The sequence below is a fragment of the Alkalihalophilus marmarensis DSM 21297 genome, assembly GCF_000474275.2.
GTDB classification, from domain to species: Bacteria; Bacillota; Bacilli; order Bacillales; family Bacillaceae_D; genus Alkalihalophilus; species Alkalihalophilus marmarensis.
Genome location: NZ_ATAE01000078.1, coordinates 19,861 through 31,979, shown reverse-complemented (window position 1 = coordinate 31,979; position 12,119 = coordinate 19,861). Strand labels below are relative to the sequence as shown.

General features: G+C 41.6%; 9 protein-coding genes. 1 reads left to right on the top strand and 8 read right to left on the bottom strand.

All coding sequences use genetic code 11. From position 1 onward, the window contains the following. Positions 1-215 precede the first annotated feature (215 nt). From A33I_RS19400 to A33I_RS19365, 8 genes are all read right to left on the bottom strand, one after another. Entirely contained in the window at positions 216-677 is a 462-nt protein-coding gene (locus tag A33I_RS19400; RefSeq protein WP_022629974.1) for a GNAT family N-acetyltransferase, read from the bottom strand. A 114-nt stretch (positions 678-791) separates the two neighbouring features. After that, a complete protein-coding gene (locus A33I_RS19395; protein ID WP_022629973.1) occupies positions 792-1,520 on the bottom strand; it encodes an IucA/IucC family C-terminal-domain containing protein in 729 nt (242 codons plus the stop codon). Next, a complete protein-coding gene (locus A33I_RS19390; RefSeq protein ID WP_022629972.1) occupies positions 1,495-2,382 on the bottom strand; it encodes an ABC transporter ATP-binding protein in 888 nt (295 codons plus the stop codon). Before A33I_RS19390 ends, A33I_RS19395 begins: the two co-directional genes overlap by 26 nt. A gap of 26 nt (positions 2,383-2,408) precedes the next feature. After that, a complete protein-coding gene (gene fhuB, locus A33I_RS19385) occupies positions 2,409-4,391 on the bottom strand; it encodes a Fe(3+)-hydroxamate ABC transporter permease FhuB (RefSeq protein WP_022629971.1) in 1,983 nt (660 codons plus the stop codon). 1 nt (position 4,392) lies between these two features. Continuing rightward, entirely contained in the window at positions 4,393-5,409 is a 1,017-nt protein-coding gene (locus A33I_RS19380) for an ABC transporter substrate-binding protein (RefSeq protein ID WP_031311905.1), read from the bottom strand. Positions 5,410-5,573: 164 nt separating this feature from the next. After that, on the bottom strand, positions 5,574-6,557 hold the full coding sequence (locus tag A33I_RS19375) for an aldo/keto reductase (RefSeq protein ID WP_022629969.1): 984 nt from the start codon (positions 6,555-6,557) through the stop codon (positions 5,574-5,576). Between the two features lie 120 nt (positions 6,558-6,677). Beyond that, a complete protein-coding gene (gene yhbH, locus A33I_RS19370; RefSeq protein WP_022629968.1) occupies positions 6,678-7,850 on the bottom strand; it encodes a sporulation protein YhbH in 1,173 nt (390 codons plus the stop codon). A 310-nt stretch (positions 7,851-8,160) separates the two neighbouring features. Then, positions 8,161-10,056 (bottom strand): PrkA family serine protein kinase, encoded by a 1,896-nt coding sequence (locus A33I_RS19365; protein ID WP_022629967.1) that lies wholly within the window; start codon positions 10,054-10,056, stop codon positions 8,161-8,163. A 204-nt stretch (positions 10,057-10,260) separates the two neighbouring features. Between A33I_RS19365 and A33I_RS19360 the strand changes: the two genes are divergently transcribed. After that, the gene (locus A33I_RS19360) at positions 10,261-12,117 is read left to right on the top strand and encodes a transglycosylase domain-containing protein (RefSeq protein ID WP_022629966.1); all 1,857 of its coding nucleotides are present in this window, start codon (positions 10,261-10,263) and stop codon (positions 12,115-12,117) included. Positions 12,118-12,119 lie beyond the last annotated feature (2 nt).

Sequence of the window (12,119 nt, the reverse complement as noted above, 5' to 3'; positions counted from 1 at the left end):
ATATAAGAAAAAGAGAGTGGTTGGTCGAATAAATTCGACCAACCACTCTCAGAAAACAAAAGGACTTTTTCAGTGGCCTCATGTGCGTGGCCAGGGAAGACCCCACAGGAGCAAAGCGACGAGGAGGCTTCCGGACCGCCCGCGGAAAGCGAGTCCCTGCAGCGGAAATCAACTACTACTATAGGAATACAATTTACTTTGCCTGTGACCTTTAATTATGTCCCAGGCTCTTTTCTATACACAAATGTTCTAAGGAGCAGTCCGTCTGTTGTGCGTTCATGCTTAAATTGAGTAAAGCCTTCACTTTCATATAACTTAACAGCAGGGGTATTATGACTTGCTGTCGTTACATAAAGCGGGACACTCGTCTCTTCCTTTACTTTCTGAATGAGCATCCTCCCGACTCCTCTTCTAAAAAAGCGAGGTGACACGATCACTTTGTTTAACAGCCAGTGGTCGGCTCTTGTCTCTATAGCAATTGCTCCAATAATGTGATTGTCAGAGCTTGCAGTAAGCCAGGTCTTCGGCTCCCCCAAAAGGTCCGCCACGGTTTCATTGAGAGGAGGGATATTCGGATAATTAATCAAATTTGCTTCTATGCGGTAGGATTGCTGCTGCAACTCAATCAGTTGTTTCGCAAGCTCTTCTTTCATTTCATGAATGTAATTGACCTCCATACCCACTCTCCTTCTCTTCATTCTTTATATGATTCTATTCACTACAAGTCATATCCTTCCAATGTTTTCACAAAAAAGACACCTAGTTTCCTAGATGCCTTCCCGGAAAGGTATTTATTTTTTGGGGCAAGAATTGCACATGATTTTATCAGAAGAACATTTGTAAGCAAAGCAGCAGGTCCTTCTCATCTCTTTATGCCTCTTTGCATCAAGCCAAAAGGGGTGGAATGGATTTTTTCTTGAAGCATACAAATGCCCCTCAGCATTACTAAGCCACTCATAATCTTTCTCTACTCTAAGCGGGTCTGCTTTTTCAGGAAGCACTGTCTCATAAAACCACTTAATATAAGAAAATGTATTCTCCCATAAAGTAGGGACAGGTGCACCTGAGAGCTTGTTTAGTTTCACCCATAACGGTGATAAATGATGAGCAAATAATTCTGCAAATAAATTTTCTTGCTGCTTCAGACGGTTTTCATTATTTATTTCATAAGAAACGATATGTTGATGGAAGATGCCAGGAAGCCACCACTCTTTCGATAACGAGTCCGTGAGAACGAGATCTTCTGTTTTCCAGCTCATACGCTTATTGTATACTGTCATCATCATAAGCGCGGGCAGTGTGACCACCAGGCTGTATCGTTTAGAGAAGATTGAAGCTGCTACAAGCAAGTCCGGTGCTTGGACTTCTTTTTTCACTCCTTCTAAATAAGAAAGGAGAAAATGATCATCAAACAACTCTTCGGACTTGCACGAGAGAGGATGTGTTTGATTCAATTGAAAGCTCATACGGGTGGACTCTAGGGCACTAATTTCCTCAGCTGAGAGCTTTGTAAGGATCAATTCTCTCGACCTCCTCACGCACCACGCATCTCCCTTTCCCATGCGGGATACATAAAGGAGTACCAAATAGAGGATCAGCTGTCACTTGACACTCCATTTTAAATACGTCACGGACTAAATCACAGGTAATGACGTCCTCAGGCTTCCCCTCTGCATAAATCCCCTTATCTTGAACAGCTATTAAGTGATGCGCGTAACGACATGCTAAGTTAAGGTCATGCAGCACCATAACAATCGTCCGCCCCTCTTTTTCATTTAAATCAAATAACAAATCCAATATTTCAATTTGGTGCGTCATATCAAGATAAGTAGTCGGCTCATCAAGCAAAATGATATCAGTATCTTGAGCAAGGGTCATCGCAATCCAAGCCCGTTGTCTTTGCCCCCCTGATAATGAATCAACAGGACGGTCTTTAAGTTCGGTTAAATGAGTCGCACTCAAGGCCGCTTGGACTTTCTCTTCATCCTTTTCAGTCCATTTGGAGAACAGTCCTTGATAAGGGAATCTTCCTTGTTTGACTAATTGAAGGACCGTCAATCCCTCCGGTGCTTCAGGTCCTTGAGGGAGTATGGCCAACTGGCGTGCTATTTCTTTTGTAGACTGCTTATGGATGGCTTCACCATCTAAGAGAATGGAACCTGACTGAGGCTTTAAGAGGCGAGCCAAGGACCTCAGCAGCGTTGACTTCCCGCAGCCATTTCCTCCAATGAAAACCGTAATCTCACCTTCAGGGATATGCACATCTAATTGATCTATTACAACTTTATCATCGTATCCTAATGTTAACTCGCGAGCACTGATGGCATTACTTTTTGTTTGTATTGAAGTTATTTCATTCAACCCGTTGTCAGCCTTTTTCATACCTGCCACACTCCCTCTCAAACGCTTTATGTTTTTCTTAACAAATACAAAATATATGGTGTTCCAAGAACTGCCACGACAAGACCTGCAGGGATCTCTTTAGGAGCTAATATAAATCGTCCCACAAAATCTGCAGCTACGAGTAAAATTCCCCCAAGAAGAAGAGACAATGGGATGAGACGGCGATGCTCCACCCCAACAAGCCTTCTTACCGCATGCGGGGCTAATAACCCGATAAATCCAATTGTCCCTACAATTGAGACACTAGCTGCTCCCATAGCAACTCCTAACATGATGGCAAGGATTCTTGTCTGACCGACATTCATTCCAAGTCCAGTAGATACATCATCACCAAATGATAGTAAATCTAGTTTTCTAGATAAAAACCACCCTAATGGGATCGCAATAAGCGCCACAAGAAATACGATCTGTAAATGAGACCAGCTTTTTGCATACGTAGAACCTGCCAGCCATGCAAGTGCAGGTGCGACACCCATTTTTGCCTTTACAACCATGATCTGAATAATCGCAGACCCTACTGCAGATACCGCAACTCCCATTAAAGCAAGGAGAATAGGTTCCCAATTAGACCTCCATGTGACAAGTAAAATAATACCCATTGAAACGGCCGCACCTATCATAGCTGCAAACGGCAGGAATTGTATGGATACGGCAGGGAATAAAACAAGAAAAATCATCGCCCCCGCTCCTCCGCCTGATGTGATCCCAAGCACCGTTGGATCAGCTAATGGGTTTCGAAGTACTCCTTGTAGCAGCACCCCGCACATGGCAAGCAGCATTCCAACAATAAAAGCCGTCAATATTCTCGGTACCCTAAACTCCCATACAAAAGGAGATAAATAGGCTTGATTCAACCAATCGTTCCAGCTGAAAAATGAACCTGCCCCATAAGAAACGGATAGGGCTGTGACCATAATAGACACTATAGCTCCTATTGCTAGTAACACAGGGTAAGGTGCAGCGACAGAATGCCCGCCAAGTTTTGTCTGTCTTCTCGAATGTTTCTTACCTGTTTTATAAGCTAAATACATCAACCATGGACCGCCTATCAAAGCTGTCATGGCACCAACAGGTATTTCTTGGCCAGGTTGAATCCAGCGCGCTAATATATCAGCTGTAATAAGGAGGATGGCTCCCCATAAAAACGAATGAATGATCAGGGGGAGATGTCCTTTAACACCCATCATTCTTACGAGGTGAGGGGCTATTAATCCAACAAACCCTATCGGCCCAACCACACTTACAGTCGTTGCAGCAAGCAAAATCGCACTAATCCAAGCAAACAACTTTACTCTTTGCACTGGCTGTCCTAGCGAGGTGGCGATATCTTCCCCAAGTGTGAGTACATCTAAACTTTTAGCATTTAACAGAGCGATACCTACACCAGCTAAAATAAAGCCTACCGCAAATTGCACACCTGACCAATCAAGCTGGACAAGCGTCCCTGATCCCCAAAGGAACAAACCGTTTGTTTCATTTTCAAAGATTAATTGAAGACTTCCAGTAATAGATGAAAATAAGAGGGCAACCACCATCCCAGTTAATGCTACCCGGACTGGCTCCATAGCCTTCCCTACAAGCATCATAACGAGCAGTGAAGCGCATGCTGCGCCAAGAAAAGCAACAAGAAACGGGAATTGTCCAAGTGTTCCAGGCAGAAAGATGATGGCACTAATGACAAATAAATGAGCCCCCGCATTCATTCCGAGTGTACTCGCTGATGCAAGCGGGTTTTTTGTGATTGTTTGTAATAACACACCTGCAACAGCCAATGCACCTCCAGCAAGTATTCCAATCACCACCCTAGGCAAACGCAGCCCAAGTACTACATCTTGAACTCTACCATTCGTCCAAACTTCTATTAACAGCGTCATGACACTATAGCCAGCCTGGCCTTGACTGATATGAACAAGGCTTGTGATAAATAGGAGAAGGAAGCCCAACCCAAAAAGGAAAATGGACTTCCGTCTAGTTGTAGACTCGCTCATATTACTCTTCTTCCACGACTTCAACAATACGATCAACAAGTGTCATTGCTGAAAGCGGACCTCCAAATAACCAAGCATCTCCGCCAAGCGGGTAAAGCTGATCATTTTGAACAAAGTTTAGATTCTGCCACACACTGTTTGACTGAAGCTGATCTTCAAAAACATTATCATCATCTTGCACAACATAGAAAAAATTAGCATCTTCAACAGCCGGCAATGCTTCTACGTTTACTTCGGAGTAACCGTACATTTCAAACTGGCCAGAATCATACACATTTTCAAGACCCACTTTTTCAAAGATTTGTGTAGCCATGGCATTTGGTGTAAATAAGCGAAGAGTAGGTGCTTGGTTCGCACTGAACGCTTGCGTTAAAACAAATTCATTTGTTTTAAGATCTGCTGCTGCAATTTGTTCTTTAGCTTCTTCATATTTGGCATCTAACTCTTCTAGAACACTCTCTGCCTCTTCTTCTTTTTGAACCACCTTAGCAATCGTACGGAAAGTTTCTTCCATTTCATCGTATTGACTTACTGTTTCATCTGTTGGGTAAGGATCAAAGAATAACGTTGGTGCAATAAATTCAAGCTCCTGTTGAATCGCTTCATGACGGAAACCTGCTGTAATAATTAAGTCAGGCTCAAGTTCTGCAATCATCTCTAAGTTAGGCTCTTGACGTGTACCTACATCAACTACCTCTTCATCTAGTTCTGCATCAATATCAACCCATGAATTATATCCTTCAATATCAGCTACACCAACAGGCTGAACACCAAGGGCAAGTAAATCCTCCACATACGTCCATTCAAGCGCTAAGACTTTTACTGGGGTCTCCTCAAACGTCTTTTCCTCAAACGCATCCCGAACTGTCACAGCCTCTGTACTTTCTGTATCTCCCGTTTGTTCTGTCTTTTCTTCTGTATTTTCAGCTGACTCCTGTTCATCTGCATTCCCGCCGCAAGCAGCAAGCAGGGAGATAAGTAAAACAAGGATTGCTAAACGTAACCACGACTTCATCATTTGTTCCTCCATTATGTAAGTTAATTTGATAATGATTATCATTGACACTCACAGTATACTATCCTATTTAAATAGGATCAAGGTTTAATTGAGAGCAATTATCATTATTACATAAGTAAGACCATTCAGAGGAGGATCTGAATGGTCTTTGCATCTATCTATCTTTATTTAGGTAGTGGTGCCTTTGCAGAAATTAATTTGCGATCAAGCAAATCCTCCCAAAAAGCTCGAGGAATTTGCTCATCCATAGCAGCCAAATCCTCTTTTATTCGACCTGGTCTTGTAGATCCAGGTATGACTGCTTTTACTGCAGGATGTGCAGTTGAAAATTGCAAGGCTGCTGCTTTGAGAGAAACGTTATGTTCATCTGCCACTTTCCGTAATTTCTCGACATGCGCTTTTTTATCATCTGTTATTTCTGCATAATCAAAGTGGTCTCCTCCTAAGAGCGCACCTGAATTATAAGGACTGCCAATTATAAATTCGATATTTTTCCTTTGAGCTAAGGGCATCATTTTCTCTAAGGCACCTTCATGCTGCATAAGCGTGTATTGGGTGGCTGATAAACATAGGTCCGGCCGGACATCATCTAATTGCATAGCCAGCTCAATTGGGGTCGTCGTATTCACACCAAGACCCCATGATTTAATCACACCCTCATCACGTAAACGGCTTAGCGTTCGAAAGGCCCCTTTACGAGCCTCATCAAACTTAGTAATCCATTCATCCCCGTGAAAATCAGGTGATAGATCATGAACGAATACAAAATCTAAGTAATCTGTTTTCAGACGTGAGAGACTATCTTCAATGGATTTTAAGGTACCGTCTTCTGTGTAATCATGGATAATTTTATTTTTACGAGCATGCTCAAAAAGCCCTTCTTTTTCTTCTTTCTCATCTGAAACGATCCGTCCTACCTTAGAGCTTAATGCATATTGCTCTCTAGGGTAGGTTGAAAGCACCTTAGCTAGTCGCATTTCCGCTAACCCAAATCCATAAAAAGGGGCCGTATCAAAATAGCGGATACCATGATCCCATGCAGATTGTATTGTATCTATGGCTTCTTCCTCGGGTACATCTCGGAACATATTGCCGAGAGGGGCTGTACCTAATCCAATTTTCTTCTTAAGTGCCTCTTGTAAATTCACACTATCACTCCTTTATCAATGCTCTACCCCCTCTCTATCCGACCAAAACTTTCTTTAGCCAAACAAAAAAAGCACCCCTTCGCAGCCGAAGAAATGCTTACTCTAATGAAATCATTATTACTATGCCATCGCTCCTTCTTCCTCTTTCTTAAAGAAGGTCTTCATCGCATGATACACATCGCCTTTTTCTTTTAAAATATGATGTCTAAATCGAGGATCGTCAATATTTTTATAGGCACTCATTAAGGTAGAGTGACGGCTGTACTGATTGACTTCCCCGTACCCAAACATGCTGCTCTTCTCCATCAGCTCCTGTACAAGCTTTAAGCACCTTGCATTATCACTCGTTAAATTGTCCCCATCTGAAAAGTGAAACGGATAAATATTAAAACGCTTAGGATCGTATTTTTGATTAATCAGCTCTAATGCTTTGCGATAAGCCGACGAACAAATCGTTCCTCCGCTTTCCCCTTTTGAGAAGAAGTCTTCTTCAGATACGACTTTAGCTTCTGTGTGATGAGCAATAAATTCAATATCAACCGTTTCATATTTCGTACGCAGGAAACGAGTCATCCAGAAAAAGAAACTGCGTGCCATATACTTTTCCCAGCGCCCCATACTTCCGCTTGTGTCCATCATCGCAAGCACAACGGCTTTTGATTCTGGTCTGATTGTTTCTGTCCATGTTTTAAAACGGAGATCATCATTATAAATCGGGATAAGACCTGGTCTGCCTTCTAGGGCATTTCGCTTAATTGCTGATAAGATGGTACGGCGTTTATCAACATTGCCCATTAAACCTTTTTTTCGAATATCATTGAATGAAATATCTTCTACAATTAGTTCTGCTTCCTCTTTTTTCTGCAAATTAGGAAGTTCGAGCTCTTTAAACAACATTTCTTGCAGTTCCATAATCGACACTTCTGCCTCAAAATAATCTTCTCCTGCATCTTCCCCTGCACCCTGGCCTTTTCCAGGTCCTTGCTGCTGCTGGGCATTCGGGTCTCTTGCTACCACATCGCCAACTTTACTATCACCTTTTCCCTGTCCAACATGCTTATTCTTATCGTAATTATAGCGAATTTTGTATTCATCTAAAGATCGAATAGGGATTCGTATGACTTCACGCCCATTAGACATAACAATATTTTCTTCACTTACTAAATCAGGAAGGTTTTTTTTGATGGCTTCTTGCACCTTCTCTTGATGACGTCTTTGATCTTGATGTCCCTTGCGATGGAGGGACCAATTCTCTTGCGACACGACAAAATTATGATTGTTTGGATTTTTCACACCTTTTCCCCTCCTATATCTCCATCCTCTGTATACAATGAATCAAACCTGATAATCAGCAACATTCCTTCAACATATCCAAGCACACTTCTCAAATAATGACATATACTAATCTCGAACCGCCCTTTGTTTTACTGTCGTTTAGATAGGGGCTTATAATATCCTATGCAGACAGGGATAAGAGTTGCTAATAAATTCTGACAAATTCGTATTGTACAAGCAAAAATACATCAATCCCCCTTACCATACATACGCTTTCTCTAAATAAAAAAGTGTCATCATCTCTTTATTGAGATGATGACACCCTTTATTAGCGATTTAACAAGCTTCCGACGTAACGAAGCAGCTCATTGGCTGAAGTAGAGTTATAGCCATGCTCATCAATTAATCTAGCAATAACCTCATTTACCTTCTTCAGCTGCGACTCATCTGGCGTCTTAACAGATGTCGTAATTTTCACGATATCTTTAAGATCAGCGAACAACTTCTTCTGAATCGCTTCACGCAGACGTTCATGTGAATTATAATCAAACTTCTTACCCTTACGTGCATAGGCAGAAATGCGAATGAGAATTTCTTCACGGAATGCTTTTTTAGCATTCTCTGAAATGCCGATCTGCTCTTCAATTGAGCGCATTAACTTCTCGTCTGGAGTCATTTCCTCGCCTGTTAATGGATCACGCAGCTTATTTTTATTACAATAGGCCTCAACATTATCCAAGTAATTGTCCATTAACGTTTTAGCAGACTCATCATACGAATACACAAACGCTTTTTGAACTTCTTTCTTAGCGATTTTATCGTACTCTTTCCTAGCAACCGCAATAAAGTCCATGTAGCGCTCGCGGTCTTCTTGTGAGATTGAGGCGTGCTGATTCAGTCCCTCTTTAATCGACCTTAACACATCCAGCGCATTAATCGATGTTAATTGCTTTCTAATAATCGCAGATGAGATCCGGTTAATGACATAACGCGGATCAATACCGCTCATCCCTTCATCTGGATGCTCTGCTTTTAACTCTTCAAGATCTTGAGAGTTAAAGCCTTCCACACTTTCTCCGTCATATAGACGCATTTTCTTCACGAGGTCGACGCCTTGTTTCTTAGGATCTTTTAATCTCGTTAAAATGGTAAAGATAGCTGCCACCTTAAGCGCATGCGGAGCAATATGAACATGAGACAAGTCACTGTCTTGAATCATTTTCTTATAAATTCGTTCCTCTTCACTTACTTTTAAGTTATAAGGAATCTTCATCACAATAATCCGCGAGTGCAAGGCTTCGTTTTTCTTATTTGAAATAAACGATTTATACTCTGATTCATTCGTATGAGCGACAATCAGTTCATCAGCAGAAATCAGCGCGAACCTGCCAGCTTTAAAGTTTCCTTCTTGAGTTAGTGATAATAAGTGCCATAAGAATTTCTCATCACACTTCAACATCTCCTGAAATTCCATCATCCCGCGATTGGCCTTATTTAATTCTCCGTCGAAACGGTAAGCGCGCGGGTCTGACTCAGAACCATATTCGGCAATCGTTGAAAAATCGATGCTCCCTGTCAGGTCGGCAATATCTTGGGATTTAGGATCTGATGGACTAAATGTACCAATCCCTGTTCGCTTATCCTCTGAGAAGAAGATACGCTCAACCATCACATCTTCAATTCTGCCGCCATATTCCTGCTCAAGCCTCATCATATTAAGCGGAGAAAGATTCCCCTCAATTTTCACTCCGTATTCTTCAAAGAAATCTCCGCGTAAATGCTGCGGGATCAAATGAAGCGGATCTTCATGCATCGGACAACCTTTAATCGCATATACAGCACCTTGGTCTGAGCGTGAATACTGCTCAAGACCTCTTTTCAGCATCGTAACAAGTGTTGATTTACCACCACTGACAGGTCCCATTAATAAAAGGATCCGTTTGCGTACATCTAATCGCTTGGCTGCCGAGTGAAAATACTCTTCTACCAGCTTTTCAATCGATTCTTCTAAGCCATAGATTTGATCACTGAAAAATGAGTATTTCTTTCCTCCATTTTCTTCTTCCACCCCAGCATCTTTAATCATATGATAAACGCGGGAGTGTGCTGTTTGAGCTACGTACGGTTTTTCTCTTAATAAGTCTAAGTAGTCAGCGAATGTTCCTTCCCATTTCAACCGCTCTTCTTCTTCTCTGAAATTCTCAATCTTTTTTAAGATATCCATTATTTTACCCCCATCCTCATCGTCAAGAGAGATTAATATACTTTATGCACAGGCCCAAGTGAACATGCATCCCATTTCAGATAATGACTTCATTCGGCAAATACAAAGATTAATATTTTCCATGACAGCTGTAATTCTTTAACCCAAAAACAACAAAAGTCATGGTACAATCATCATTGATTAATAGGAAAAGAGTGTAAACAGATGAAAACATTGATAGGCTGGTTTCTGATTATCCTGATGCTTTTCGGCTTCTCTTTTTTGTTTATGGAAGCAGCAGCAGAAATAAAGGATATTCAGACTTTAAGTGAAGTATTCGAAGAACATGTAGCCATAGATACGATCGAATTGTCCTCGAATAGTTATATGTATGATAAGGAAGGGCAAGTTATTTCAGAGATTTATAATGAAGGCAACCGTGAGTATATAGAATATGAAGATATTCCAAAGGTAGTTATTGATGCCTTTATTCAAACAGAAGATCGCAGGTTCTTTGATCATAAAGGATACGACGGGACAGCCATTATTCGTGCACTTGTTATAAATGCAAAAAGCAGTTCCATTGAAGAAGGGGCAAGTACGATGACTCAGCAGCTTGCACGTAACGTGTTCCTTTCTCATGAACAAAGCTATAACCGTAAGTTAAGTGAACTGTTATATGCTCATGAAATTGAAAAACAGTATTCAAAAGAAGAAATTATTGAACTCTATTTAAATACGATCTATTTTCAAAATGGCGTGTACGGCTTTGAAGCGGCCAGTCAATTTTATTTCGGGCGTACGAGTTCAGAGCTCACGCTAGCAGAGGTCGCGTTCTTAAGTGCCGTTCCTAATAACCCAACTCACTATGACCCAATAAAGAACAGTCAAAATACGAACCTCAGAAAAGACTGGATCATTGAGAAAATGCTAGAAGCTGAGGTCATTACAATAGAGGAAGCTGATCAAGCAAGGAAACAGCAAATAACCATTACTCCGAAGAAAAGGATTGATCTTTTCCCTGATTACGTAACGTATATTCATTATGAATTAAAAGAATTAATTGCTGAAACGGATGGCTTTAACAGAAGACTGTCGTCTGCTGCGTCTGCTGAGCAGACTCAAGCGATTGAACGAGAGCTGAATCAGAAAGTGGAAAAGGTGCTTCAATCAGGTGTACATATTGATACGGCACTCGATCCTGCCATGCAAAAAAGAGCCAATGATGTGATCGCAAACACACTGCCACAAACAGACATCCAAGCAACTGCAGTTATGATTGATCATCTGCGTAACGAACTTGTAGGGATAACTGCCGGCAAAGCGTATCAAAAGTTTGATTTCCACAGGGGATATCAAATGTACAGGCAGCCTGGGTCAGCGATTAAGCCGATTCTCGTCTATGCACCGTATATGGAAGAATCAGGCGTTCCTCTTCAAAGCTCCATTAATGCGAATAACTTTTGTTCAAGTGGATATTGTCCAAAAAATTACGGCGGCGGCCAATATGGGAATGTCAGCTTAATGACTGCTTTCAAACACTCGTATAATACACCCGCAGTAAGAATCCTTGACCGTGTAGGGATTGAGACAGCCTTTACTTATTTAGACACATTCGGCTTTAAAGAAGTAACTAAAGAGGATCATTTTCTCCCTGCAGCATTAGGAGGTTTTACTTACGGGATGTCGCCGCTTGAACTTACCCGTTCTTATACTCCGTTTGGCCGCAATGGCCAGTATGCTCCCGCTTACGGCATTCGTTCTGTAAAATCGGATGAAGGGGATATTTTATACAGCTGGGAAGCCGTGGATGCAGAGCTTTGGAGTCCTGAGACAAATGATAAAATGCGTACTCTTTTAAGAGAGGTTGTCAAAAGCGGAACCGGCAGGCGCGCCTCGATTTCCTCGAATTATGTTGGAGGAAAAACGGGAACAACGAATGATTATCATGACATGTGGTTTATCGGCTTAAATGACCAATATACAACAGGCGTCTGGATCGGAAAGGATCGACGTGAATCACTGTCAGCTATTTACGGCAACTCCCCGCATTTAACAATCTGGAGAGAGATTATGAAATAAGA

Bases quoted from the DNA above. Each gene is read 5' to 3' on its own strand.
- A33I_RS19400 (WP_022629974.1), bottom strand. From the start codon at position 677: ATGGAGGTCAATTACATTCATGAAATGAAAGAAGAGCTTGCGAAACAA.
- A33I_RS19390 (WP_022629972.1), bottom strand. From the start codon at position 2,382: ATGAAAAAGGCTGACAACGGGTTGAATGAAATAACTTCAATACAAACA.
- fhuB (WP_022629971.1), bottom strand. From the start codon at position 4,391: ATGAGCGAGTCTACAACTAGACGGAAGTCCATTTTCCTTTTTGGGTTG.
- A33I_RS19380 (WP_031311905.1), bottom strand. From the start codon at position 5,409: ATGATGAAGTCGTGGTTACGTTTAGCAATCCTTGTTTTACTTATCTCC.
- A33I_RS19365 (WP_022629967.1), bottom strand. From the start codon at position 10,056: ATGGATATCTTAAAAAAGATTGAGAATTTCAGAGAAGAAGAAGAGCGG.
- A33I_RS19360 (WP_022629966.1), top strand. From the start codon at position 10,261: ATGAAAACATTGATAGGCTGGTTTCTGATTATCCTGATGCTTTTCGGC.